The sequence below is a fragment of the Caproicibacterium sp. NSD3 genome (assembly GCF_053613275.1).
In genome coordinates this window covers 210,161-235,382 of sequence record NZ_CM132119.1, presented here as the reverse complement: position 1 = coordinate 235,382, position 25,222 = coordinate 210,161, and the positions used below count along the sequence as shown (strand labels likewise).

21 protein-coding genes and 1 riboswitch are annotated in these 25,222 nt (G+C 46.7%); of the genes, 9 read left to right on the top strand and 12 right to left on the bottom strand.

Annotated elements, in window-relative coordinates; all coding sequences use genetic code 11:
• Genes ACVS9P_RS01100 through ACVS9P_RS01085 form a run of 4 tightly spaced genes read right to left on the bottom strand, consistent with a single transcriptional unit; the run spans position 1 to position 3,541 of the window.
• Positions 1 to 870, bottom strand: a complete 870-nt coding sequence (locus tag ACVS9P_RS01100) for a hypothetical protein (RefSeq protein ID WP_452103814.1) — start codon at positions 868 to 870, stop codon at positions 1 to 3.
• Positions 863 to 2,008 carry a serine/threonine protein phosphatase gene (locus tag ACVS9P_RS01095; protein ID WP_452103813.1) on the bottom strand — a complete coding sequence of 382 codons (1,146 nt, stop codon included), beginning with the start codon at positions 2,006 to 2,008 and terminating at the stop codon, positions 863 to 865. The genes ACVS9P_RS01100 and ACVS9P_RS01095 overlap by 8 nt, the downstream gene beginning before the upstream one ends.
• The gene (locus tag ACVS9P_RS01090) at positions 2,005 to 3,276 is read right to left on the bottom strand and encodes a PBSX family phage terminase large subunit (RefSeq protein WP_452103812.1); all 1,272 of its coding nucleotides are present in this window, start codon (positions 3,274 to 3,276) and stop codon (positions 2,005 to 2,007) included. Before ACVS9P_RS01090 ends, ACVS9P_RS01095 begins: the two co-directional genes overlap by 4 nt.
• Positions 3,236 to 3,541 (bottom strand): hypothetical protein, encoded by a 306-nt coding sequence (locus ACVS9P_RS01085; protein ID WP_452103811.1) that lies wholly within the window; start codon positions 3,539 to 3,541, stop codon positions 3,236 to 3,238. The genes ACVS9P_RS01090 and ACVS9P_RS01085 overlap by 41 nt, the downstream gene beginning before the upstream one ends.
• A gap of 181 nt (positions 3,542 to 3,722) precedes the next feature.
• Between ACVS9P_RS01085 and ACVS9P_RS01080 the strand changes: the two genes are divergently transcribed.
• Positions 3,723 to 4,595: a DegV family protein gene (locus ACVS9P_RS01080; RefSeq protein ID WP_452103810.1), complete on the top strand. Its 873-nt coding sequence runs from the start codon at positions 3,723 to 3,725 to the stop codon at positions 4,593 to 4,595.
• 73 nt (positions 4,596 to 4,668) lie between these two features.
• Here the strand turns inward: ACVS9P_RS01080 and ACVS9P_RS01075 are convergent, their stop codons facing one another.
• The 6 genes from ACVS9P_RS01075 to leuC form a co-directional block, all read right to left on the bottom strand.
• Positions 4,669 to 5,637: a LysR family transcriptional regulator gene (locus ACVS9P_RS01075; RefSeq protein WP_452103809.1), complete on the bottom strand. Its 969-nt coding sequence runs from the start codon at positions 5,635 to 5,637 to the stop codon at positions 4,669 to 4,671.
• A 229-nt stretch (positions 5,638 to 5,866) separates the two neighbouring features.
• Positions 5,867 to 7,894, bottom strand: coding sequence for a S1C family serine protease (locus ACVS9P_RS01070; RefSeq protein ID WP_452103808.1), 2,028 nt, complete (start codon positions 7,892 to 7,894; stop codon positions 5,867 to 5,869).
• A complete protein-coding gene (locus tag ACVS9P_RS01065; protein ID WP_452103807.1) occupies positions 7,891 to 9,495 on the bottom strand; it encodes an ATP-binding protein in 1,605 nt (534 codons plus the stop codon). The genes ACVS9P_RS01070 and ACVS9P_RS01065 overlap by 4 nt, the downstream gene beginning before the upstream one ends.
• Complete coding sequence (locus tag ACVS9P_RS01060; protein ID WP_180341655.1) at positions 9,479 to 10,168, bottom strand: response regulator transcription factor; 690 nt, start codon at positions 10,166 to 10,168, stop codon at positions 9,479 to 9,481. Before ACVS9P_RS01060 ends, ACVS9P_RS01065 begins: the two co-directional genes overlap by 17 nt.
• Before the next feature lie 182 nt (positions 10,169 to 10,350).
• A complete protein-coding gene (gene leuD / locus ACVS9P_RS01055) occupies positions 10,351 to 10,836 on the bottom strand; it encodes a 3-isopropylmalate dehydratase small subunit (RefSeq protein WP_452103806.1) in 486 nt (161 codons plus the stop codon).
• A gap of 18 nt (positions 10,837 to 10,854) precedes the next feature.
• Positions 10,855 to 12,126: a 3-isopropylmalate dehydratase large subunit gene (gene leuC, locus ACVS9P_RS01050; RefSeq protein ID WP_452103805.1), complete on the bottom strand. Its 1,272-nt coding sequence runs from the start codon at positions 12,124 to 12,126 to the stop codon at positions 10,855 to 10,857.
• Between the two features lie 108 nt (positions 12,127 to 12,234).
• On the opposite strand from leuC, the gene ACVS9P_RS01045 reads away from it, so the two are divergent.
• On the top strand, positions 12,235 to 12,870 hold the full coding sequence (locus tag ACVS9P_RS01045) for a Crp/Fnr family transcriptional regulator (protein ID WP_452103804.1): 636 nt from the start codon (positions 12,235 to 12,237) through the stop codon (positions 12,868 to 12,870).
• 111 nt (positions 12,871 to 12,981) lie between these two features.
• Here ACVS9P_RS01045 and ilvD read toward each other — a convergent pair whose 3' ends face one another.
• Positions 12,982 to 14,628, bottom strand: coding sequence for a dihydroxy-acid dehydratase (gene ilvD, locus ACVS9P_RS01040; protein WP_452103803.1), 1,647 nt, complete (start codon positions 14,626 to 14,628; stop codon positions 12,982 to 12,984).
• 306 nt (positions 14,629 to 14,934) lie between these two features.
• Between ilvD and gltS the strand changes: the two genes are divergently transcribed.
• The 6 genes from gltS to ACVS9P_RS01010 all read left to right on the top strand — a co-directional run bounded on the left by gltS (position 14,935) and on the right by ACVS9P_RS01010 (position 20,893).
• A complete protein-coding gene (gltS, locus tag ACVS9P_RS01035) occupies positions 14,935 to 16,176 on the top strand; it encodes a sodium/glutamate symporter (RefSeq protein WP_452103802.1) in 1,242 nt (413 codons plus the stop codon).
• A gap of 57 nt (positions 16,177 to 16,233) precedes the next feature.
• Positions 16,234 to 17,136 carry a glutamate formimidoyltransferase gene (gene ftcD / locus ACVS9P_RS01030; RefSeq protein ID WP_452103801.1) on the top strand — a complete coding sequence of 301 codons (903 nt, stop codon included), beginning with the start codon at positions 16,234 to 16,236 and terminating at the stop codon, positions 17,134 to 17,136.
• A 22-nt stretch (positions 17,137 to 17,158) separates the two neighbouring features.
• Positions 17,159 to 17,785: a cyclodeaminase/cyclohydrolase family protein gene (locus ACVS9P_RS01025; RefSeq protein WP_452103800.1), complete on the top strand. Its 627-nt coding sequence runs from the start codon at positions 17,159 to 17,161 to the stop codon at positions 17,783 to 17,785.
• A gap of 29 nt (positions 17,786 to 17,814) precedes the next feature.
• Entirely contained in the window at positions 17,815 to 18,432 is a 618-nt protein-coding gene (locus ACVS9P_RS01020; protein WP_452103799.1) for a HutD/Ves family protein, read from the top strand.
• 131 nt (positions 18,433 to 18,563) lie between these two features.
• Complete coding sequence (locus ACVS9P_RS01015) at positions 18,564 to 20,228, top strand: formate--tetrahydrofolate ligase (protein ID WP_452103798.1); 1,665 nt, start codon at positions 18,564 to 18,566, stop codon at positions 20,226 to 20,228.
• Positions 20,229 to 20,236: 8 nt separating this feature from the next.
• A riboswitch (THF riboswitch) is annotated at positions 20,237 to 20,334 on the top strand.
• A gap of 52 nt (positions 20,335 to 20,386) precedes the next feature.
• The gene (locus tag ACVS9P_RS01010) at positions 20,387 to 20,893 is read left to right on the top strand and encodes a folate family ECF transporter S component (protein ID WP_452103797.1); all 507 of its coding nucleotides are present in this window, start codon (positions 20,387 to 20,389) and stop codon (positions 20,891 to 20,893) included.
• 163 nt (positions 20,894 to 21,056) lie between these two features.
• On the opposite strand, the gene ftcD (ACVS9P_RS01005) is transcribed toward ACVS9P_RS01010, so the two are convergent.
• Positions 21,057 to 21,953: a glutamate formimidoyltransferase gene (gene ftcD, locus ACVS9P_RS01005; protein WP_452103796.1), complete on the bottom strand. Its 897-nt coding sequence runs from the start codon at positions 21,951 to 21,953 to the stop codon at positions 21,057 to 21,059.
• 145 nt (positions 21,954 to 22,098) lie between these two features.
• On the opposite strand from ftcD (ACVS9P_RS01005), the gene ACVS9P_RS01000 reads away from it, so the two are divergent.
• The gene (locus ACVS9P_RS01000; RefSeq protein WP_452103795.1) at positions 22,099 to 25,182 is read left to right on the top strand and encodes a BTAD domain-containing putative transcriptional regulator; all 3,084 of its coding nucleotides are present in this window, start codon (positions 22,099 to 22,101) and stop codon (positions 25,180 to 25,182) included.
• The last annotated feature ends 40 nt before the right edge of the window (positions 25,183 to 25,222 follow it).

The following is a 25,222-nucleotide window of genomic DNA, read 5'->3' as shown; positions in this document are numbered from 1 at the left end:
TCAAATACAATAGGGTTCGTTGTCATTTTTCTGTGCTTTTTTCTCTCTGCGCATCAGCTGAGGCGCAAGGGGGAGCTTTTCCTGCAGATTTTTTTGCAGAGAATTTTCCACCTGCTCCAATTCCTCCGGCGAAAGTGCTAAGGCCATTCGTCGTACCGTATCACCCTCAATTTCCGGATGCAGTAAAGAAATTGCTTTTACTGTTTCTTTCATCAACTTTTCGCGATACCGTTTTCCCCATGCTGCATCGTCTTCCATTCCCGAATTTTTAAATCCTTTTGTTACTCCCGCTTCCCTCTGCGCGGGGACCGCTACAAAGCTCCATTCATAGGCGTCCTGCGGATTGGAAAGCACTGCACAGCAGACTTTGCCGTTATAAAGTTCTCCTTTTTGATGGCCGCAGGATTTTTCCCGTAAGTCCGTTCCGCAGATCGAACAGGTCATACTTCCAACGGAACAGCCAACGCTGACTTCCTTTTTCATTCCGCTGTCAATTTCCAACATTAAATCGCGATTCTTATCGCATCGCGGCAGATAGGCCATTGCGACCAGTCTGCAATATGGCTCTCCTGCCATTGTTTTCCGACTCTGATCTGTTTCTAATGCCGTATCATAAATACGAGCAACCTGCGTAGAAGCGTCCATACTATGATTAAAAATTCCGGTTTTTCCTAGAAACAGCTTCCCGAGATCAGAGAGAGCCTTTGTGGTAAAGCGCTCATAATCCCTGTCAATTTCATTATCGCAAAGCGCCACCCGAAAGGTATAAACTTCCTCTGCGGAAAATGGTCTTCGAGTGTATTGATTGATTTTATTTAGCGCGTCTGTGTCCGGCAGATCACCGCTTTTTAAAACGGTTCCGTTACGCATTTGCATTCTCCTTTTTTAGTTTTCGAATTTGTTCCTCCAAAAGACTTGTCTGTGCGCGTACATGCGCTGCATTTGCAAGTTCTGTTGTATCCTGAAGCGAGATGTCATTCCAGTCAATCGAGACTGTTCCAAAGCTGCCGGAAAGTCTCAGCCAAAGTGTGCTGATTTTCCGAATGACCGGTTCCAGAAGTCTTCGGTAAGATTCCAGTTCACTCGTAAGAAGATCGGCCTGCTGTGTGCTCATTCGTTCTGTACTGGACCAAGAGAGGCCCAGTAAAAATGGAGGAATTCCCAACTTTGCAACAATCTGTTCCAGCATTTGCCGCACCGGAATTTCGCTGTCAAGGATCTGGTTATCTGCACCGATCGCCTGAATATGGACATTTCCTACCGCTACAAAATCACTTGGGTCTCTAGAAGTCATTGCCCGTTTCCATTGAGTTGCCATCTGTTCCGCACGTTCTTTTGCAAATGGTTCCCCGTCTCGTCCCGGCTCACAGGTTACAGCAAAGCGGACGTTTCCTACGCGCTCCCAATTGACCCCCAACGTGTGAAAAATCTGCAATAAAATTCCCGTTACAAACGGCAGACTTCTCAAAAGGCTTACCCCTTTGGCCGAACCTGGGGGTGGATTTAGTGCTGTTACCATCACCAGTTGCGGATAGGGAACCGGTTCGCTGCCGGAAAGAGTCCGTCTTCTCACCTCCAGAGAAAGCGGTGTTTTGGCAACCAATTCTACATCCCGCAAAGATGCGTTATAAAGAGCCGCAATCTGTCCGTTCTGTAAAACGATTTCCCCCACTGCATTGCCGTAAGTAAGCAGTTGGTCAAGATATTCCAATAAAAAGCGTTCCAGCCCGCAACTCGTAGCGTTCACCTGTACCGTCTGCAAAAAGTTCTGCAAAGGTGCTTCTTTGTCAGCATCGCTGCAATGCACTTGGAAAGAGCCAATCAGCCGTAGGATCTTATCGATCGCAGCATCAATAATAGGGACCAGTTGGCGCAGTTGGTCATAAAGCTGCAGCTCACCGGAGTTTTGTGGAATATAGTCCCGTAAAGATTGAAAAGGATAAAGGCTATTTCTCGTCTGAACTGCAACTGCCGAAGGTTCCTGTTTCTTTTTGAATAAGGATTTCATGAATCCTCCTTTCCGCGGGGCAGAGCCAACGCCCATGCATTTTCTTCTCTGCCCAATAGATTCATAACAAAATACCGGATATCGTCCATCGCATGATCCTCCTCTTTCACCGGTGCCTCGCGGCTTTCCTGCCAGCGATATCGAGAAAATTCTCGAATGGTATTGCCGCAGGTACTGCAAATTCGAATTTTGCCTTCTTTTAAAGCAAGGTTTGTTTTTCGAATCCCTTCGAGTACATCATTTTTAGCAGGGATCACACGAAATTTCCCGTGGCGGCGAATCACTTCTATAAAACTTGCAGCACTAGGGTCCACCGTAATCCAATGAATCTTTTTCCCTTCACAAAGCGTTTCAAGTGCTTTATAATGTTCCTCATCGGTGCGGGAATCATTTTGGCGTCCGTCATAGTAATATTCGTCCACCCGGTACCAAACATTTTTCTTTCTTCCCCAAAGGCCAAAAGAACTTGGATTTCTGGTTCCGTAATCACAGCTAACCGCATATTCAGAGCAAACTCCCGGTGGAGAAAAGATCATCTGCGGCGAGGTCATAAACGGATAAATCAATCCCTGTGCGCATACCCAGCGTCCCTTAATAAAGCGCTCATAAAAAGTGCCCTCATAGAGCCGTTCATAGCGCAAACGCACCTTTTTTGAGAGCCCCGGATTATCCTCCATTGTAAAATGTAAATAAAAAGCATTCCTTTCTTTGCATTTTTTGATCCATTTCTGGTAAAACCAATGAGTAGGATCTTCCGGATTGCAGTTGAACCAAAATCGAGAATTATCCACGCTGCAGCGCGCCAGTGCTTGTTCCACAAAGGAACGCGGCATTAGGGCAACTTCATCGAAAAAGACTCCGCAGAGTGTTAATCCCTGAATCAGCATGGCACTGCTTTCATCTTTGCCTCCGAAGAGAAAAAAACAGTTTTGCTTGTCTCCCTTTTTTACGAGAAACCTATTTTCGCTCCGGCGAAGGGAAACCGAAAACCCGGCGGTACTGAGCATAGGAAGAAGATTTCCCATTAGATTTCGCCAAAGGGACCGAATGGTTTTTCCACAGAACGCAAAACTTCCATGGTTAAAAGTACTCATTGCCCAAAAGATGAAACCCAGTCCCATTGACAGCGTCTTGCCACTTCGCACCGCACCGTCGCAGATAATTGCATCAAAATTTTCGGTTTTGCTTTCTCTGCACCACCACGTCATCGCCGTCAGTTGCTTTTTGCTAAAGTGCAGAATCATGATCGTGATTGAGCGCTTTCGCACAAGCTGATAAAGCTTCCTGCAGTGGTTCTCCTTCCGAATGGTTTTGATAAGCTTCGAGACATTCCATTGCACGCAGTCGGTCGTAGAATTTAATTTCCAAAATGCCATCTTTTCCTCTGCGAATTTCCTGCACACAATAGAGATCCAACTTATCAAAATTCGGCAGTGATTCCTCTTCTCGTAAAAAGAGCAGCCGTACTGCACTTCCGATTCCGCCGAAGGCCAGTTTCCGGTAGCCGTCTTCCACGGTCTTTGGATATTTCATTTCATTCCTCCTTTCATTCCACCGGAAAACAAACAAAAGAATTCGCCTTAATCAGCGAATTCTTTAAAAATATTAATATTCTTTTATCAAAATGTTTCATCTGGTTTTAAAAACGAATTGATTTTGTTTTCAAAGCGTGATACAATCATTTTAATAAAATGTAAAGGGGAGGTTTCCTTCTGTGCCCAATTACGTAATTGTCACTGATTCTTCCTGTGATCTCAACCAAGAGATAGCCGAACAGCTGGATTTAAAGGTTTTGCCACTTTCGTTTCACATTGATGGAAAAGAGCATAAAAACGAGTTAGACTGGCCAGAAATCACACCGGAAAAATTCTATAAAAAGCTGCGTGAAGGTTCTACCTGTACGACTAGTGCCGTCAATATGGAATCCTTTAAAAATTTGATGGAAATCTATTTAAAAAAGGGTCAGGATGTTTTATGTCCCTGTTTTTCTTCGGGGCTGAGCGGTACCTACCAAGCGGCTAAAATGGCTGGAGAAGAGCTAACTGCTCTCTATCCGGAACGAAAAATCTATGTAATTGATACTCTCTGTGCATCACTTGGGCAGGGACTTTTAATTTGGTATGCTGCTAATCAGCGTTTAAACGGAAAATCAATTGATGAAGTACGGGATTGGATTGAAGAAAACAAACTTCATCTTTGCCATTGGTTCACGGTTGATGATTTAAACTTTCTGAAACGCGGCGGAAGAGTAAACGGTGCGGCGGCACTTTTTGGAACTGTTCTCGGCATTAAACCGGTCATGCATGTAGATAATAATGGCCACTTAATTCCGATCAGTAAGGTACGCGGCCGCAAAGCTTCTCTGGATGCTTTAGTGGATCATATGGCTCAAACCGCAACTAATCCGAAAAATGAAACGGTCTTTATCAGCCATGGAGATTCCAAAGAAGATGCAGAATATGTAGCAAATCAGATAAAAGAGCGATTAGGAACAAAAACGGTTTTTATCAATTTTATAGGTCCCGTGATCGGTGCTCATTCCGGCCCGGGAACGATTGCTTTGTTTTTCCTTGGAACGGAACGTTAAATTAAGAAATAATAAAAAGGCCTGTCCCGAAAAATCATTCGGCGGCAGGCCTTTTTTTATATTTATAAAATAATTACAGAGAACTTTGTTGTGGGTCAAGGAAAAGTTGTTTGCGTGCAATATCAATAAACGATGCCATTGATTTTGTCATATAAGCGCCTTTCCGATAAGCCAAAAACACTGGGCGTTTAGAGCGTGGATCTCCGATTCGATAAAAAACCAGATGGGAATTTCCCGGCTGCATTTTTACTAACAAATCAGTAGCAAACGTAACCCCTAATCCCTGACTGCAAAAATTATAGGCAGTCATCATCTGACTTAGGCGCATAGAAGAACGGGGTACAAAGCCTGCTTCCCCACAAATTTCCACTCCTCTTGCATAGAGATCATGTCCTGGCTTCATCAAAACAAAAAGTTCTTCCGAAAAGCACTTTAAAGGAACTGCCGGCATTTTGGGAAGCTGATATCGATTCTTATAAATATCCTTTGCCGTCATTTGATATTTGCGTAATTTTTGATTGATGGGATTTTCTTGGGGCACACAGAGCAAAACGGTTTCTTCAATAAAAGGGACCATCTCGTAAGCAGATTCTTTTACGGTACCACCATCCATAATCAAATCGATTGGATGCTCTTTGATTCTTTCGTAAAGAGATACCGAATCTCCTTCCACCACCTGTACTTGAATTCCAGGGAAACGACGTTTAAACTCCTTAATAATCGGCGGCAAAAGGTAAGAGGAATAAAAATGAGTTCCCCCGATTGTAATCGTTCCGGTTTTCATATCAGAAAGATCGTTTAAATAACGAATCAAATCTTTTTCATCGGTTAAAATTTTTTCCGCCGTATCGATATAAGCTCGTCCGGCTTCCGTCAATTCAATCGGCGTCACATTCCGATCAAAAATTTTCTGTCCGATCTGATTCTCCACCCGTTTGACATAGGTACTCAGAGCGGGTTGAGAAATATATAAATTTTTTGCAGCCTTGGAAAAACTCCGCTCACGATAGACTTCATAAACATAAGCCATTTCCTGCAACATAAAATCGCCCCATAACATTTTATTATAATTGATATACAAATATATGTATTTGATTATATCAGCATCTCATTGTATAATCAAGGTGCAGTTAAGGAATGACTTCTTATGAATAGATTTTCCCCCATTTCTTGGCTGTCTTACATTGATTATAAGGACTCGCTTCCAATATCTTTTTATCAGCTAAAAAGGCATCCTATCCTTTTGGATAGAATGCCTTTTTAGTTTCTTTCTAATTATCGCTTTTATCTTCTAAAAGAGTGACCTGCACATCAACATTTTCCCCTTGATTAACCGAAAAGACCGTCAAAGTAACAGAATCTCCTGCATGATATTTTCCCATCATATTAGTCATATCACTGACGGAGTCGACCTGTGTTCCATCGATTTGTAACAAAATATCTCCGGCATTTACTTTTGTACCCTTAAGAGGGCTGTCGTCGTTGATCGAATAGATAGAGACACCGCCGTCAATATCATAGGTACTCTGTTCCCAACCGCTGAGATTTTTAACGGTGATCCCGAGGCGCCCACGGCCATTCACATAGCCATTAGAAATCAGCTGGTTAATAATATCGGCAGTCTGATTAATCGGGATCGCAAAGCCCATGCCTTCGCTTGCGATAATTTTATTGGAGGTGATTCCAACCACCTGTCCGTAGTCATTGATCAGTGGCCCTCCGGAATTACCAGGATTAATGGCAACATTTGTCTGGATATAAGTAATCCCATTTTCAGAATGGCTGGTAATAGGCCGATGCAATGCAGAAATAATTCCATCCGTCATAGAATATGCATATTGAATTCCGCCGGGATTCCCGATTGCATAAGCTTTTTCACCCACCTGCATTTCGTCAGCATTTCCAAAGATAGCAGCAGGTAAATTTTGGGCACTGATTTTAAGTAGAGCTATATCGCTGGTTTTATCATACCCTTTTACACTTGCTTCATATTCGCTGCTGTCCTGTAAAATCACTTTCACTTTTGTTTTTTTAGAATTATTAATCACATGAGAATTCGTCAAAATTACACCATCACTGCTGGCAATGATTCCAGTTCCCTGACTGGTTTCGGTATTTCCGCTGCCGTCAGAAACTTCTGCAACGACACCAACAACACTGGGGCTAACTTTCCGAAAAATTTCAGTTGCATCCATTGGGCTGCCAGTTTTAGACGCCATTGTAATTTTTGCATTGGAAGTCCCTCCGTCCTCAATATAAGGATGTTCAGGTGTTTCAAATTCACTGCTGTCAGAAGAAGAGTTTTTCCCTCCAGACTCAGAAGAAGAAGAATTTTGTACCACGCCGGAATCTGTATGGTTTACCGTATAAAAGATTGACACTCCTATTCCGACAATCAAAAAGATGACCGCTAAGCCAATAAAGACTCCCAGAATCACTTTGGTCTGCGTGCTCATCTTAGGTCTTGGCCCACGCGGCATTGGTGCTCCCGGAGGTGCATAAAATCCACCGGGGGGCGGCGGATTCCCGCCAGCTCCGTTCCCCTGTCCATAGCCGAATCCATTCCGACTTGGGTCCTGCGGTGCCGCTCCGTTTCCATAAGTGTCCTTTTGCGGCATCGTGCCAGTTCCATAACCGAATCCGCTCTGACTAGGATTCTGCGGTGCCGCTCCGTTTCCATAAGTGTCCTTTTGCGGCATCGTGCCAGTTCCATAACCGAATCCGCTCTGACTAGGATTCTGCGGTGCCGCTCCGTTTCCATAAGCTTCCTTTTGCGGCATCGTGCCAGTTCCATAACCGAATCCGCTCTGACTAGGATTCTGCGGTGCTGCCCCGTTTCCATAAGTGTCCTTTTGCGGCATCGTGCCAGTTCCATAGCCAAACCCACTCTGGCTGGGGTCCTGCGGTGCCGCTCCGTTTCCATAAGCCCCGTTTTGTGGAATGGTACCCGTTCCATAACCGAATCCGCTCTGACTAGGATTCTGCGGTGCCGCTCCGTTTCCATAAGTGTCCTTTTGCGGAATGGTACCCGTGCCATAGCCAAACCCACTCTGGCTTGGGTCCTGCGGTGCTATATCAACTTCAGAATAATGCTCTTTTTCTCCAGATGTTTTAGAACAAGAGGAGCTTATTTCATTTGATGATGTCTCCGCATGATCTTCCACAGGCATTATTTCCTTGGAACAGCTTTCTGGAACTTCGGGCTGTGTGCTTTCATGATTTTCTGATTTTTCCGGAGAAATGTCCTGAGGCTGTTCTGCTTCATCATTCAGAGATTTTGTTTTCTGATCATCCGTCATACATTTCCTCCTGTATGGTGAGAATCTGTTTTGGTTTTCTTGTTCTTAGATTTTTTCAGAGACGAATGTTTTTTGGAATCGGTTTTCTTGTCCAAACGTTTTTCCGAATGTTTTTGGTTTTCCTCCAGGTAATGTTGCTTAGGCAGCCAGAAAGAAAATTCGCTGAATTCTCCTTGAATGGAACTGACTGTAATTTCTCCGCCGTGCAGTTTGATAATTGTACGTACAATATAGAGACCCAATCCCATCCCGGTTTTATCTTTTGAGCGCGATTTGTCTGTCTTATAGAACCGTTGAAAAATCCGTGTGATTTCATCCGGTGCAATTCCTTCGCCGCTGTTTTTAATATGGACGACCACCCGATCTTTTAGATCTTCCGTACGAACTTCGATATAGCCGCCCTCATTTGTAAACTTAACCGCATTTTCAATCAGATTATAGACCACCTGATGAATCATATCAGGGTCTCCGTCAACTTTTATGCTGACACTGTCTTCCAAGCCCCGAACTTCGAGCTTTTTGTCCTCGATCGGCTTTTCAAACGAAAGCATAGCGTCCAGAACGGTCTGATTGATATCAAAAGTTGCCGGCCGCAGTCGAAGTTCCCCGCTGTCAATACGAGAAAGATTCAGCATGCTTTTCACCAATCTTGAAAGACGTTTTACTTCGGAAGAAACAATCTTTAAGTAATGTTCTTGTTTTTCCGGTGGAATGGTACCGTCCAAGATTCCATCAATGAATCCGGAAATGGTCGTCATCGGTGTTTTCAGCTCATGACTCACATTGGCAATAAAACTGCGGCTGGAAGATTCCCCGGTAGCGAGTGAATCCGCCATATGATTAAATGCCACCGCCAGTTCTCCCATTTCATCGCGAGTTGTCACCGGTACCCGTACACTAAAGTCTCCCTCTCCGAAGCTGCGTACTGCCGCCGCCATATCACGCAACGGCTTGACGAGATTATAGGAGAATAGCCATACGACGCAAAAGCTGATTAAAAAAGCAGCCAGTGCAGCAAAAACAAACATTTTAAGCATATCCATGCGGTACATGGTCAGTGATAAAGCGCTGACAGAGTTAAAAACAGCCCCAACTGCCTTTGTTCCGTTTTCTGTAGCAACCGTAATCGGGATTCCCACAACATAACAGGACTTCTCATAAACCCCGCCTAAAGTGGATTGTCCGTCATACATACCGGAAAGAGTCTGTTCCATCACGTTTTCCGGAAGCGCCTGTTTTTGGAAAGTGTCGGAAGTTCCTCGGCAAATCAGCAAAATATTGCCGCTGTTATCCGTAACAAAAACATCGGACTGAGAATTTTCGCTAAATGCCTTTAAAAAAGCATTTACACTTTCGGTCGCAAGCTGATAATCGCCATTTTCGTCTTGGGTCACCTGTCTGGATGCAATATCAGCAATATTGCGGGCCCCTTTTTCAAGGATATCCCGTTTTTCCTGTCTCCAGTTATTGCTGACGAACATCATCATTACAAGGCCAAGGAAAATAAAGCTGACAAGAATCAGCAGCATTGTGACCCGCAGATATTTTTTAAAAATCGTTCGGTCGCCAAAAGGGCTTCCACATTTATTCTTTGACTTCAAATTTATATCCGACTCCCCATACCGTCTTTAAAGACCATTGATCTGAAACGCCCTCTAATTTTTCACGCAAGCGTTTAATATGCACATCGACCGTACGGCTGTCCCCGTAGTAATCGAATCCCCAAACCTCATCCAATAGTTGATCTCTTGTAAAGACACGGTTTGGATTGCTCGCCAAATGATAGATCAGCTCCATCTCCTTAGGCGGTGTATCAATTACTTTTCCATTGACCTTTAATTCGTAATTCGTAAGATTAATAGAAAGCTTATCATACTTCACTTCTTTTACGGTATTATTTTCCGTTTTTCCGATTCTGCGCATGACCGCTTTAATACGGGCAACAACTTCTTTGGCTTCAAAAGGTTTCACAACGTAATCGTCGGCACCAAGCTCCAGCCCAAGCACTTTATCGAAGACTTCGCCTTTCGCGGTAATCATGATAATCGGGCATTGGCTCTTTTTCCGAATTTCACGGCAGACCTGCCAACCGTCCAGCTCTGGAAGCATGATATCAAGCAGCACCAAGTCAGGCGCCTGTGCATCGAACATTGCTAAAGCCTTGCGGCCATCATTTGCAATCACAACGTCGAAATCTTCTTTTTCAATATATAGGCGGAGTAATTCGCAGATATTCTGGTCATCATCAACGACCAGTATTTTTCCTTGTGACATTCTGATCCCTCCAATAGAGAAAGCTTTAATTGTTTCTATTATACTTGATTTTTTTTGAGAAGTAATGAATTTTCTATAAAAAGATAAAATTTTCCGCTTTTTTGAAAGATTTTTTAAAAGAAAAAGCATCAAAATTTCCAATAAAGAAATTTTGATGCTTAGAAATTTCTTTTTAATCAGGCTCAACGATCTTTTAAAGAATTAAGCAAGCCGCCCTTTTCAATAATATTCTGAATAAATGGAGGGAAAGGTTGTGCCTGAAAAGTCTTTCCGAGTGTTTTGTCTAAAATTTTTCCGGAATCAAAATCCACTTCCACCTCATCGCCGTCTTTGATCTCTTGAGCAGCCTCAGGACATTCCAAAATCGGCAAACCAATATTAATGGAATTGCGATAAAAAATCCGTGCAAAAGTGCTGGCGATTACGCAGGAGATTCCGCTCGCTTTAATTGCGATCGGGGCATGCTCCCGAGAAGAGCCGCAGCCAAAATTTTTATTTGCAACAATAATATCGCCAGCCTTTACTTTTGATACAAATGTCGCATCAATATCTTCCATGCAGTGCTTTGCAAGCTCCTCATGAGAAGCTGTATTCAAGTATCGGGCCGGAATAATCACATCCGTGTCTACATTGTCTCCATACTTATGAACCGTTCCGTTAGCAATCATAAAGACATGCTCCTTTCTTTAGTCAACCGCAGGCAGTTTAGCAGGATCAGTCAAAACTCCGGTTACCGCACTTGCCGCCGCAACCGCAGGGCTTGCCAGATAAACTTCGCTTTCTACATGCCCCATCCGTCCGACAAAATTTCGATTCGTTGTAGAAACTGCGCGTTCTCCTTTTCCGAGGATTCCCATATAGCCGCCGAGGCATGGTCCGCAGGTAGGCGTGCTGACAACCGCTCCCGCCTCAATGAAGATTTCCAAAAGTCCTTCCCGCAGGCAGTCAAGATAAATCTGTTGTGTCGCCGGAATCACAATGCAGCGCAGTCCTTTTGCGATCTTACGGCCTTTCAGAATGGAAGCCGCTGTGCGCATATCCTCCATTCGGCCATTGGTACAGGAACCGATCACCGCCTGATCTATTTTAACTCCCACCGCTTCATCGATCGTCTTTGTATTTTCCGGCAGATGCGGAAAGCTTACAGTCGGCCGAAGTGTATCAAGGTCGATCGTTATTTCGCGAGTATATTCGGCATCCGGGTCGGCCGAATAAATTTTTGGCTCTCTCTCGAAACGTCCTTTTTCATAAGCTAAAGTCACATCGTCCACCGGAAAAATTCCGTTTTTCGCGCCGGCTTCGATTGCCATATTTGAGATACAGAGGCGGTCGTCCATCGAGAGTGCCTTGACCCCTTCGCCTGTAAACTCCAAAGATTGATAAAGAGCGCCGTCCACACCGATTTCTCCAATCAGGTGCAAAATCACATCTTTTCCCGAAACATAGGGCGGAAGCTTCCCTTTTAGTACGACCTTGATCGCAGAAGGCACTTTAAACCATGCTTTTCCGCTGATCATACCGGCTGCCATGTCGGTGCTTCCAACGCCGGTGGAAAACGCACCTAAAGCGCCATAGGTACAGGTATGACTGTCTGCACCAATTACGCAGTCTCCGGGTCCCACCAAACCTTGCTCCGGCAAAAGGGCATGTTCAATTCCCATTCTGCCTACATCAAAAAAGTTTTTGATGTCATATTTTCCAGCAAAATCACGAGTCTGCCGGCATTGTTCCGCAGCTTTAATATCTTTATTGGGCACAAAATGATCAAGAACCAGTGCAATGCGATTCTTATCAAAAATGCTCTGTGCACCGCATTTTTCAAATTCATTGATTGCAACGGGACTCGTGATGTCATTTCCCAAAACCAGATCCAGTTTCGCCTCAATTAGTTGTCCGGCAGTCACATTTTCTAAGCCGGCATGCGCCGCCAAAATCTTCTGCGTCATGGTCATTCCCACGGTTCAAGACCTCCCTTTATTTTGAATGATTTGAGTATAACAGATTTTTGTTGATTAAATTGTAAGCTATGATACAATTTAAGAAGAATTTTTAAGGGGGAAATTGATATGCAAGAAGGAATGGATTTCCATTTTGAAACGCCCAAAAACGGCTGGTCGGATCTAATTAAAGGGCTTCCTGCAAAGACTTATGAAAAAGGTGAGATCCTTTATCTTCAAGGGCAGCAGGATTTTTATTTTTACTATCTGAAATCAGGAAAGGTGAAAATTTTTCTGACTTCAGAAAAAGGCATGGAGAAAACGCTGACACAGCTTTCCCCGGATAGTCTTTTTGGAGAAGCGGCATTTCTGGATGGTCTTCCGAGAATGTCCTCTGCAAAAGTGACCGAGGACGCCGAAGTCATTCCGATCGGGCGTGCGGAATTAGTTGCCCGATTCCGGGAATCTCCGAATCTTGCGCTGCAAATGCTGCAATTTCTGGCAAAGACGGTACGAATGCTTTCTTCTCAAGTGGATACCATCAGTTTTATGCCTGCAGAAACACGCGTTTCTCAGCAGCTTTTAGCGCTTCCCCGAAAGGACGGCTGTGTTGCCTGTACGCAGCAGGATCTGGCAGAATTGACCGGGTCTTCCCGTGTAACGGTCAGTAGAGTGATCCGCCACTTTTCTGAAAAAGGATGGATTCACTGCAGCTACCGCTCCATCTGTATTTTGGACCCGGAAGCATTAAAGGGGCTCTCATAATCGTCATTATTTTAATACAAACCCAAACGTAAAATTATAAAAGCAGATAAAAAATCCGGCTGATTTTTTCATAGAGTCAGCCGGATTTTTCTATTCTTTTTACTTTTTTATTTAATCAACAACTGCACCATGCATTCCGTCTGTCACCAATTTTGCATAGCGCTTGAGGTACCCGGTCAATTCTTTTTCGGGTGCATGCCATTCTTTGCGGCGCTTTGCCATTTCTTCTTCTGAGACGCGCACTTCCAGCGTATTTTTCATGATATCAATGGAAATCAGATCTCCATCTTTTACCAGAGCAATCGGGCCGCCGACTGCTGCTTCCGGAGAGACATGGCCGATCGCGGCACCGCGGGTCGCGCCTGAAAAACGTCCGTCTGTAATCAACGCAACGCTTTCCCCGAGGCCGCATCCCATAATTGCAGAGGTGGGATTCAGCATCTCGCGCATTCCAGGTCCGCCTTTCGGGCCTTCATAGCGAATGACAATGACATCTCCCTCGTTGATTTTTCCTCCGGTAATTGCCGCCATTGCATCCTCTTCACATTCGAAAACGCGCGCAGGTCCTTCATGCGTCAGCATCGAAGGAGCCACTGCCGAGCGCTTTACCACACAGCCTTCCGGTGCAAGATTGCCGTGCAGAACGGCGATTCCTCCGGTCGTGCTGTAGGGATTGTCAATGGGACGAATCACATTGGGATCACGGTTTTTACAGGGTGCAATATTTTCTCCGACGGTTTTTCCGGTAACCGTCATCAAATCGGTATGAAGCAGATTCTTTTTCGTAAGCTCATTCATCACTGCATAAACGCCGCCTGCCTCATTAAGGTCTTCCATATAGGTGTGACCTGCCGGAGCCAAATGGCAAAGATTCGGCGTGCGGTCACTGATCTGATTTGCAATCGAGAGGTCGATCTCAATTCCGCATTCATGGGCGATCGCCGGCAAATGCAGCATACTGTTTGTGCTGCAGCCCAATGCCATGTCCACTGTTAAAGCGTTTTCAAACGCTTCTTTTGTCATAATATCCCGAGGCAGAATATTTTTCTTTAAGAGTTTCATGACCTGCATTCCGGCATGCTTTGCAAGCATCAGGCGTTCGGAATAGACTGCCGGAATTGTTCCGTTCCCCTTTAATCCCATTCCGAGAACTTCCGTTAGGCAGTTCATGGAATTTGCGGTATACATTCCCGAACAGGAGCCGCAGGTCGGACAGGTATGATATTCAAAATCTTTGAGCTTTGCTTCATCAATTTTTCCGGCAGCAAAAGCGCCTGCCGCTTCACTTGCGCTGGAAAAGCTTGTTTTCTGCCCATCTACTCTGCCGGCCATCATCGGGCCGCCAGAAACAAATATCGTAGGAAGATTCAACCGTGCTGCGGCCATCAGGAGTCCCGGCACATTTTTATCACAGTTCGGCACCATTACCAGTGCATCAAAGGCGTGTGCCAAAGCCATTGCTTCTGTGCTGTCAGCAATCAGTTCCCGTGTAACCAAAGAATATTTCATCCCACGGTGCCCCATAGCAATTCCGTCGCAAACCGCGATTGCCGGAAAAACCAAAGGAGTTCCACCCGCAAGGGAAACACCTGTTTTAACAGCCGCCACAATTTTATCCAGATTCATATGTCCCGGAACGATTTCATTTTGTGAGCTGACAATTCCGATTAGAGGCCGCTCAATCTCTTCATCGGTTAAACCCAGCGCATGGAAAAGCGCACGTTTAGGCATATCATTTCTGACTGCATCACTGTTCATGGTTCTACACTCCTTTGATTTTTTCGGAAAATACCCCCGAAATTTTATTGTTTCGATTATAGCACAAGAAAAAAGCACTTGTAAACAACAAGCGTTACACTCTCTTAAAAAGAGCCTACTTTTTTACATTAAAAATCAGGGAAACGCCCCTGTCAAAATTAAATAGATCGAATTCCCGGATAAAATTAGACGTTTCTTCGACGAACCTTTGCTATACTCAAATAGAAAGCAGTGGATTTCGGTTGGTTGCCAAAACCGAGTCTACAAAACACGGGATTTTAACTATGTAGGGAGGTATTTTTTAGAATGACTTTTGAAACCATCGACAATGTCCTTCAGATCAGTACCAACTCCGTTATGACCATTGCTATGGCGGCAGTTCTTCTGCTGATCGGCTACTTTGTAAACAGCAAGGTCAGTTTTCTCCGCAAATACTGTATCCCCGCGCCGGTGGTAGGTGGTTTTTTGTTTATGTTTATCACCTTTTTCGGCCATCTCAGCGGAACGTTCGCCTTTAAGTTTGACTCGTCTTTTCAGGATCCGTTCATGCTGGCATTTTTCACCACAGTCGGATTGGGTGCAAGCTTCGCACTGCTCAAAAAAGGCGGTCTGCTGCTGATCATTTACTGGCTCTGCGCAGGCGTTGTTTCCATTTTTCAAAACATTATCGGTATTGCAGTCGGTTCTGCAATCGGCCTGCAGGCGCCCTATTCCTTATTAGCCAGTGCGATCTCCATGATCGGCGGCCATGGCGCAGCGCTTGCTTATGGCAGTACATTCGCGCAGATGGGCTATGCCCCCGCCCCCTTGGTCGGCGCTGCCACCGCTACATTCGGATTGATTTCGGCTGTTCTGGTTGGCGGACCGGTCGGGCGCAGACTGATTGAAAAATATCACCTCAAGCCCGATGAAAGTGAAAACTTTGATACCGGCATCGCCTCAGTAAACGCTACGACCTCTGAAAAGCGCAATGGCCTCGACGTTATGAAAAATGTAACCGCTGTTCTCGTCTGCATGGCTCTCGGCATGGTGGTTTCCGGATGGATCGGCAGCCTGATCGGCATGAGCTTCCCCACTTATGTTGGCGCAATGTTTATCGCGGTCATTTTGCGCAATCTCAATGAAAAAACTCATTTCTACAAATTTGATTTCCCGCTGGTCGAAGGCATCGGCGACGTCATGCTGAACTTATATCTGTCGATCGCAATGATGACCCTGCGTTTGTGGGAGCTTGCCGATCTTGTCGGCGGCGTACTGGTCGTCCTCATCTGCCAGGTAATCTTTATGGTTCTTGTCAGCTACTTTGTTATCTTCCGCATTCTCGGCAAAAACTACGACGCCGCTGTTATGTGTGCCGGCCTTTGCGGTCACGGACTTGGCGCAACCCCGTCTGCCATCGTCAATATGACTGCAATTAACGAGCGCTACGGAATGTCCCGCCGCGCGATGATGATCGTCCCGATCGTCGGGGCATTCCTCGTAGACATTATCTATCAGCCGCAAACGATCTGGTTTATTAAGACATTTGTCCATGCGGTCACCGGCTGATTCCTTTTGCAAAACACTTTTTTTCGATAAAACCAAATCATAGGAGGATCATTAAAAATGGCAAAACTTGTTGAGTGTATTCCGAATTTCAGTGAGGGCCGCAACCAGGCAGTTCTCGACGCTTTAGTCGCTGTTGCAAAAAGCGTCCCCGGCTGCACCTTGATGGATGTGCAGTCCGACCCTACGCATAACCGCTCCGTATTTACTCTGGTAGGTTCCCCCGAAGGAATCGAAGAAGTCTCTTTCGAGCTCTGCAAAAAAGCTGAGGAACTCATTGATATGAGAAAGCATGAAGGCGCTCATCCCCGCATGGGTGCTACCGACGTCATTCCGTTTGTACCGACAATCGGCATGACCGTTGAGGAGTGCGTCGAGCTCTCAAAACGCGTTGCAAAACGTATTTGGGAAGAGCTGCAGATTCCCAGCTTTCTTTATGAAGATTCCGCTACAACGCCCGAGCGCAAAAATCTTGCCACCGTTCGCAAAGGCCAGTTTGAAGGAATGCCCGAAAAACTTCTGCTGCCCGAATGGAAGCCCGACTACGGCGAGCGCAAAATTCATCCGACAGCCGGCATTACCGCAATCGGCGCCCGGATGCCGCTGGTCGCGTTCAACGTGAACCTTGGCACTTCCGACGTACAGATCGCCAAGAAAATTGCAAAGGTTGTCCGTGCTTCTTCCGGCGGATTCAAATACTGCAAAGCAATCGGCCTGCTTTTGGAAGACCGCAATGTAGCGCAGGTCTCCATGAACATGGTAAACTACGAAGGCACCCCGCTCTACCGGGTATTCGAAGTTATTCGTGCCGAAGCACAGCGCTGGGGTGTTCCAATTATCGGCAGCGAAGTCGTCGGTTTGACCCCTGCAAAAGCCCTGGTAGACTGTGCGGAATATTATCTGAAGATCGAAAACTTTGACTATCACAAACAGGTCATGGAAAATCATCTCATCAACGGTTAAATCGATAAAGGAGAACATAAAAATGAAGCTTGTTGACGATACTGTCACCGGTTTTACCAATCTGATGGCCTCTTCCGAGCCGGCTCCAGGGGGCGGCTCCGCTGCTGCACTCGAAGGGGCTCTGGGTGCGGCTCTTACCGCAATGGTATGTGCTCTGACACAGGGAAAGAAAAAATACGCTGCATTTGAGGATTTGGCAAAAGAAACCGAACAGAAAGCTAACGTGCTCAAAGAACGCTATCTGGACGTTCTTGACCGGGATACTGATGCTTTTCATAAGGTCAGCGCTGTTTTTGCCATGCCGAAAAATACCGACGATGAAAAAGCAGTACGCAGCGAAGCCCTGCAGAAGGCTCTGAAAGGCTGCACCGAAACCCCTTTTGAAATAATGGAACTCGCCTGCGAAACACTGGATCTTGTAACCGGCATTTTGGATCGCTCCAATACGAGCACCAAAAGCGACCTTGGCTGCGCCGCGCTCAGCCTCAAATCGGCTGCACAATGCGCATGGCTCAACGTTCTCATCAATCTTGGTGGAATCAAAGACTCTGAATTTGTCGATACCTATCGCAAAAACGGAGCAGTTTTGTTGGAAAAGGCCATAAAAGCAGCCGACAGCATCTACCTAAACGTTGTAACTTCTCTTTGACCAATTGATTTTTGGAAAGAAGGCTTTCTATGGAACCGCTGATCCGTCATATTTTCCCCTCCGATTTCGTCGTCAGCAATTGGAGCGGCGGAACCACTTCGCAAATTGCGATTGGCCCCCAAAATACGCAATACGCCGAACGTGATTTTCTCTGGCGTCTCAGCACTGCCACCGTCAATGTTCAAGAATCGGATTTTACCATGCTACCGGATTATTCCCGCTATATTTCCCTATTAAAAGGGAAAATACATCTTTCTCATGACGGTGGAAAAGTTCTCTCGCTTTCTCCCTATGAGATTCATGCGTTTGACGGTGGCAGCACCACCCATTCGGAAGGAACCTGTGTGGATTTTAACCTGATGCTGCGAAAAGGGGCCTGCAAAGGGAATCTTTTCTGCCTACATCTGGCCGAAAGTACAGAAATGACCATTCCAGCTTCCCCCTGCACAAACGATTATCGCCATACGACGATTGTCTATGCGACAAAAGGCAGCGGCACGCTCTCTGCAGGAACGACTTCTCAGGTGTTTTTCTGCAAAGAAGCTGTAATGGTCTCGGGATTTTCCGCGCCTCTGCTTTTAAAGAGCCGTGAATCTTCCATCTTTATGATCGCCGAAATAGATACATTGCTCTCAGCTCCGATTTAAAAATCATCTCTACAATTTCATCAGAAGATCACCATGCCCGGGTCCGAAAATGATTTCGTTCTCGGGCGTTATCTTCATTATTTTTTATCCGGCACTCATTTGTGAGACCGACAAAAGGAGGAATTATCGTTATGAAGACCGATATAGAGATCGCCCAGGAAGCGACTATGGAGCCGATCGAAAAGATCGCGGAAAAGCTGGGGATTTCGAAAGACAATCTGGAATTATACGGACGCGGAAAAGCAAAACTCGACATTCATTCGTTAAAAGAAAAGCCCAGAAAAGGCAAGCTGATTCTCGTCACCGCCATCAATCCCACCCCTGCCGGTGAGGGAAAGACCACCACCAGCGTCGGTTTGGCAGACGCCCTCTCCCGCCTCGGAAAATCCACCGTCGTCTGCCTGCGTGAGCCCAGCCTCGGCCCGGTATTCGGCATAAAAGGCGGCGCTGCCGGCGGCGGCTATGCGCAGGTCATCCCCATGGAAGAAATCAATCTCCACTTTATAGGTGATTTTCATGCCATCGGCGCTGCCAATAATCTTCTGGCCGCCCTGATTGACAACCACATCCAGCAGGGAAACGCGCTCAATATCGACGTGCGCAGGATTGTCTGGAAGCGCGTCGTCGATATGAACGACCGCCAGCTTCGCCACATCGTCTGCGGCCTTGGCGGAAAAGCCAATGGTGTTCCCCGTGAAGACGGCTTCGATATCACGGTAGCTTCGGAGATCATGGCGGTGCTGTGCCTCTCTACCAGCCTTTCCGACCTCAAAACGCGGCTTGCAAAGATGGTGGTCGCCTATACAAGAAATGACGAACCCATCACGGCCCACGATCTTCATTCCGAAGGCGCCATGGCGGCTCTTTTAAAGGACGCCATCAAGCCGAACCTTGTGCAGACGCTGGAACATACGCCCGCACTGATTCACGGCGGCCCCTTTGCCAATATCGCCCACGGCTGCAACTCCATCTCCGCCACACAGACTGGATTAAAGCTTGCCGATTATGTGGTGACAGAAGCCGGATTCGGTGCCGATCTGGGCGCTGAAAAATTTATTGATATCAAATGCCGCGCCGGTGGATTCACCCCTGATGCAGCGGTGATCGTCGCTACTGTGCGCGCATTAAAGCATCACGGCGGCGTGCAAAAGGCAGACCTTGAAAAAGAAGATCTCACCGCTTTGGAAAAGGGACTGCCGAATCTTCTGCGCCATGTGGAAAATATCACAAAAGTCTTTGGGCTGCCATGCGTAGTCGCAATCAATGTCTTCCCCACCGATACTCCTGCTGAATTAAACCTCATCAAGCAGAAATGCCGCGAATTAGGCGTCAATGTAGCATTGAGCGAAGTTTGGGCAAAAGGTGGAGAAGGCGGAGAAGCTCTGGCAAAAGAAGTTCTGCGGCTCTGCGAAACAAAGAGCGAGTGTCGGTTCTGCTATGACGTAAACGATTCGATTCCTGACAAACTCAACGCCATTGCGAAAAAGATTTATCACGCGGACGGCGTCGATCTGACGGGCCCCGCCAAAAAGCAGCTCAAGCTCCTTACCGATCTCCATTTTGACAAGCTGCCGATCTGCATGGCAAAGACCCAGTATTCCTTCTCGGACGATGCAACACTTCTTGGCGCACCTGACGGTTTCCGCATCACGGTGAAAAATCTTAAAGTGAACGCCGGCGCTGGATTTTTGATGGCGCAGGCCGGTGACATCATGACAATGCCGGGCCTGCCAAAAGTTCCCGCCGCAAATAAGATCGACATCGACGAATCCGGAAAGATCACCGGCCTCTTTTAAAAAAGTCAGACAGAGTAGGGCAGTACGTTAAGTGCCTGCGGATGAAAAATCGCCGCAGAACGAAAAAGCGATTTTGCTTCACGATACTGCATCCGCATCCACTGCTATCAGCAAGAACTTTCTCTCTGCTGTAGCAATCTGCACAGGGAGGGATTCTCGTGAAAAAATTCGATACCCGAGCCATGACAACGATTGCGCTTCTCATTGCAATGACCGTATTTCTCGCCCGGTTCTGCTCGATCTCCGCATGGAATATCAGAATTAGCTTCAGTTTTCTGCCGGTAGCCGTGGCGGCAATCCTTTTTGGCATGAAAGAAGCCTGCACCGTGGCAGCACTGAGCGATATCATCGGCACAATCCTATTTCCGGTGGGGCCCTATTTCCCGGGATTTACCCTGACCGCCTTTCTCACTGGAATTGTCTATGCAATATTTCTGCATAAAAAGCAGACGCCCCTTCGCATTTTGGGCTGTGTAGCCGTAAATCAGCTTTTTTTAAGTCTTTTTCTCAATTCGTTCTGGATTTCCATTTGGTATTCCTCGCCGTATCTGCCGCTTTTAGCGACCAGATCGGTCCAGACCTTTGTAGTGGGAATCGCTCAGTTTTTGACGCTGGGCATTGTTTCGAAGGTACTCTCGGTTCATAGAAAACAGATAATGGGATAACCCTAAAAAAAAAGTGCCGGATTTTATCCACTGCGAAAAACGAGAAACACTTATCCCGGGACTTTCCCATTGTCTTTCAAACCGCAAAATTATTTTTGGAAAACCCACAGATACAATTCTCCCTAATAAAAAAGGGCTGCAGTGATTCTGCAGTCCTCTTTACTTATAAATGGGTTTCCAAAACCTGATCAATGGAAAAATCATCGATCTGAAGATAATACTGGGCACAGTCTACCAGCGCCTGCATGGGTACAATCCCCACAATCTCGCTGTTAAGGACCCGGGCGCCATATCTTCTGGCCTCCATTTTGATCGCTTCAAAAACGCTGTACATGGAGCTTTGCGTATAATCGGTCAAATTCATGGTAACCTGTGCAAGGCCTCGTTCGTCCAAAGAAATTCCCATTGCCTTCACAAACCGGTATCCGCCGTTAATGCTGCGCACTCTTCTGCTGATCTTTCTCGCAATTTCCACATTCGGCGTATCGAGATTCACATTAAAGCAGATCAGCGGCATCCTTGCGCCGATCGCTGTGGCGCCGCCGGTAGGATGCATGGTGGAAGGGCCGAAATCCGGTTTCCAGCGGGGATCCTTCATCTTTTCCGCAAGGCCCTCAAACTGGCCCTGCCTGATCGCCGCAAGGTCTGCACGATAGGGAGCAGAAGCGGATTTTTCATAAAGATAAAAGGGCTGCCCAAACCGTTCGGCAGCTTCTTTTGCCACTGCTTTTGCCAGCCGATCCGCATCCTCGATGGTACAGTCGCGCACCGGAATAAACGGAATCACATCCACACAGCCGATTCTCGGATGCGCTCCTTCATGCTTTGTCATATCAATCAGACGTACTGCCGCTCCCACCGCCTCAATCATCGCTTTTTTAAGCGGCTCCGGATTGCCCAACACCGTCACAACGCAGCGGTTGTGATCCGGATCTGTAGAGTAATCCAATAGCTTAACGCCCGGTTTTGCCCGAAAACAATCGACGATCTCTTCGACTTTGCTCAGATCTCTGCCCTCGCTAAAATTTGGGACCGATTCAATAATCTGCTCTAATTTCAATCAAAACGCACTCCTCTCCGATAATCTTCTATAGTGTCTATTATATAGGCAGACCCCCCTTCTCTGCAACAAAAACAAAATCTTTTATTGCTCAAAAGCTTTTAATTTATTATACTGATATTGAGAATAAACGGGGGGAATCCATATGCTCAAAGCCACTCTTTTAAAAAATCCTTCTGTAGAACTAAACGGTGAGCTGCTCACGTTCCCATACCGGCGGGCGGAAGCACTGCTTTACTATATGCTCGTGCAGCATAGCGCCACCAGGCAAGAGCTGACCGCTCTTCTTTGGGAAAGCTATGATGACGTTACGGGGCTTAAAAATCTGCGCAATGCGCTTTATACTCTGAAAAAAGTTCTGGGAGGTGAATTTCTGATCTCCCCTCAGAAATCTCTTGTCATTATCAACCCAGATTGGGAATACACCTGCGACTATGACCGCTTTATACAGGATGGCGATTTTTCCGCTTATGCAGGGCCTTTTTTGCAGGGCTTTTCCGTAAAGCACGCTTTTTCCTATGAAGAATGGCTCAGCCGCACCCGTGATAAACTGCACGAACAATATCTACATAAGATTTCGGATCAGGCGCAGGCCTGCCTGAAATGCGGCAACCGTAAGCAGGCGATCTGCTGGGCGGAAGAATCTCTGCGGGAAGAGCCCCTCGACGAAACCATGTGCTCTTTTCTCATGGAGCTTCAGCGGCAGGAAAAGCAATATGTGCGCGCTACCCAGATCTATCAGGATTTAAAGAAGCGTCTTTCAGAGGAATTGGGCACCGAGCCCATGGAAGCGACTACCGTCCTTTATTATGAGATCATGAATGAATGGAACGATACCACACTTCCCCCCGAGCATTCCTCTTCTGCGCCTGTTCTGGTGGGCCGTGAAAATATCTATGCTCAATTGCGGGCTGCGCTGGATTCTTTTCGCTTAGAGGCTGCCCACCACTGTTCTCAGCTTTTAATGGGAGATGTAGGCTCCGGAAAAGGAGAAATGATCGATTATCTGCTGCAAAGTATCGACTTATCTTCTTTTCTTGTGATTCGCTGTACTTGCCTGCAATCCGAAAAGCTGATGCCGCTTGCCCCTTGGGACCGTGTAATGCTTCCTCTTGCAGAACTGATTCAGCGGGAAAATCTCTCTCTTTCAGGGCCAATAAGGGCCCACCTCGGCCAAGCTTTTTCGGTTTTCCGCGAAGGCGGAGAAGCAGGGGCTACGCGTCTGCTCCGAAAATTGGATGAACCCCTGAAAGACAGCCTGATGATTATGCTAGGGATGCTTACCCGGCAGTACAAAATCCTTTTGATTCTCGAAAATCTGCAGTGGATGGACTCAGACAGTCTTTCACTCATGGATACCGTTATGCGACATCTCGGAACCGGCGGCCTCATGATGATTTTAACCTGCAGCGGCGGCGGAAGTCCCTCTCTACAGAAATCTCTTCGGTGCGATGCTGCGGATGATCTTCTGCAGGAGCATTCGCTGCTCCCTCTCACGCGGGAACAGACCGACACGCTCATCCAAAATGAACTCGGCAAAGAAGCCGCCCTGCAGCTGCAAAGCTGTTTTTATGATGAGACCGGCGGAAATTTTTCTCTTTTGATGGAACTGTCCCGTGCTTTTCTACGCAATGGCAGCACCAAAGAGACGCTTAACAGCCTTGACGATATTCTGATGGAATGTCTATCCGGGCTGGACGAAAACACCATTCACATTGCCGAACTCATCTCTGTTTTTCAGCAGGATGCTCCCTGCGAAATTCTGCTAGAACTTCTCAGCGGCAACGAAGCCGCCCTTTCTTCCGGATTAGAAGAGCTGCTGCGCCGCCATCTGATCGAAGAATACCGGGACGGCAGCGAAATTACCTATCGGTTTTTTCATGAGCGCATCCGGAAATTGGTCTATGACCGGCTCAACTATTTTCAGCGTAGCCCCTTGCATCTGCGGATTGCGCAGCTTTTTACCGGAGACGGACTGCCGGTGCAAAGTGATATCTGCCGCCGTGCTGCATGGCATTTTCATTTGGGCGGCGATTTCGTTCGCTCTCTAAGCTGCCGGATTCGCGCCCTCGATTTGGAAAGCACACGCAGCTGTGAGCCCTTTCCCTGCGTTCCCTGCGAAAAAATTTCGTTTGTCCCCTCGGAAAAGCTTCAGGAAGAACTTTTACAGTGCGAACAGGAGCTCTCTGATCTTCAGCAGTCTGCACAAGGAGCAAGCGTTTTGCCGGCTTTGGAGAACCAGCTGATTCTTATCCGCGGACGGCTGCTTTTATTCCATGGAGATTTTGAAAAAGGAAGCGCAGTATTGGGAACTCTCAGTGCCACAGGTAGTGAAGACCGAAATCACAACGTGATGATCCGTGCCTGCTACTTACTGGCTTCCTGTGCTCTTTACCGGCAATCTCTCAGCCTTGCGGAACGCTATACCGCTGCAGGAACGCGCCTTCTTCAAAAAAGCGGAGACCCCGTGCTTTCCGCACAATTTCAGCGTCTGCGGGGCGCCTGCTTCTGTCTGCGGGGCGACTACGATAAAAGCGGATACTATTTTTTAGAGGCCATTGAAAGACTTGAAAAGCAGCCTCCCTCCACTGCGGCGCGGATCCAACTTGCCGCAGCAAACAGCGCCTGCGGAAGGCTGTTCCGCCAACGGCAGGACTATGCGAATGCCTGCTCCTATTTTAAAAAAGCATTAGATACGCTGGATGGTCCCGAAAAAAGCCCATGGCCAGGAGCTGTTTGGGTTTATATCCATTATGGGCGAACCACTTTCTTTATGGAAGACCATCTGCGGGCACAGCAGCTGTTTCTGCGCGGATACGAACTGTCTCAGCTTACCGGAGAACTTTGGGGCTGTACCGCAGCAGCTGCTTTTACCGCCTATTATCAGATACAAGATGGAAACTCTGAAGCTGCCATCAATAGTCTCAAAGATGCGCAGAAAAGCAATATCCGCCTGCAGTCTCCTTTAGAGGGCGCCATCCTTTGTTTTGTCAGCATGGCTATCCGTCAGTATCTGGAACGCACACAGCAGCATAATCGGGAATTGGAAACTTTACTGACTTTTTCTTCTGCCAGCTATGCGCGCCAAGGGCTTCGATTGCTCTCGGGGATTCCGGATGTGGCGGAAGCACAGCTTTTATCAAAGAGTCTGCGTGACGGCATCACAGATCAGCAGCATTTTCATGCATCGGAGCTCTATAGCAAAAATAAGCATTTTATGACAGAATAAACTTCTCATTAAAAAGGGACGGCACATGTTTTACTCATGT

What these genes read in the sequence shown, in the direction of transcription:
- ilvD (WP_452103803.1), bottom strand. Translation starts at nt 14,628, where the DNA reads ATGAACAGTGATGCAGTCAGAAATGATATGCCTAAACGTGCGCTTTTC.
- leuD (WP_452103806.1), bottom strand. Translation starts at nt 10,836, where the DNA reads ATGATTGCTAACGGAACGGTTCATAAGTATGGAGACAATGTAGACACG.
- ftcD (WP_452103801.1), top strand. Translation starts at nt 16,234, where the DNA reads ATGGCAAAACTTGTTGAGTGTATTCCGAATTTCAGTGAGGGCCGCAAC.
- ACVS9P_RS01100 (WP_452103814.1), bottom strand. Translation starts at nt 870, where the DNA reads ATGCGTAACGGAACCGTTTTAAAAAGCGGTGATCTGCCGGACACAGAC.
- gltS (WP_452103802.1), top strand. Translation starts at nt 14,935, where the DNA reads ATGACTTTTGAAACCATCGACAATGTCCTTCAGATCAGTACCAACTCC.
- ACVS9P_RS01045 (WP_452103804.1), top strand. Translation starts at nt 12,235, where the DNA reads ATGCAAGAAGGAATGGATTTCCATTTTGAAACGCCCAAAAACGGCTGG.
- ACVS9P_RS01015 (WP_452103798.1), top strand. Translation starts at nt 18,564, where the DNA reads ATGAAGACCGATATAGAGATCGCCCAGGAAGCGACTATGGAGCCGATC.
- ACVS9P_RS01000 (WP_452103795.1), top strand. Translation starts at nt 22,099, where the DNA reads ATGCTCAAAGCCACTCTTTTAAAAAATCCTTCTGTAGAACTAAACGGT.
- ACVS9P_RS01095 (WP_452103813.1), bottom strand. Translation starts at nt 2,008, where the DNA reads ATGAAATCCTTATTCAAAAAGAAACAGGAACCTTCGGCAGTTGCAGTT.
- ACVS9P_RS01025 (WP_452103800.1), top strand. Translation starts at nt 17,159, where the DNA reads ATGAAGCTTGTTGACGATACTGTCACCGGTTTTACCAATCTGATGGCC.
- ACVS9P_RS01085 (WP_452103811.1), bottom strand. Translation starts at nt 3,541, where the DNA reads ATGAAATATCCAAAGACCGTGGAAGACGGCTACCGGAAACTGGCCTTC.
- ACVS9P_RS01060 (WP_180341655.1), bottom strand. Translation starts at nt 10,168, where the DNA reads ATGTCACAAGGAAAAATACTGGTCGTTGATGATGACCAGAATATCTGC.
- ACVS9P_RS01070 (WP_452103808.1), bottom strand. Translation starts at nt 7,894, where the DNA reads ATGACGGATGATCAGAAAACAAAATCTCTGAATGATGAAGCAGAACAG.
- ACVS9P_RS01075 (WP_452103809.1), bottom strand. Translation starts at nt 5,637, where the DNA reads ATGTTGCAGGAAATGGCTTATGTTTATGAAGTCTATCGTGAGCGGAGT.
- ACVS9P_RS01020 (WP_452103799.1), top strand. Translation starts at nt 17,815, where the DNA reads ATGGAACCGCTGATCCGTCATATTTTCCCCTCCGATTTCGTCGTCAGC.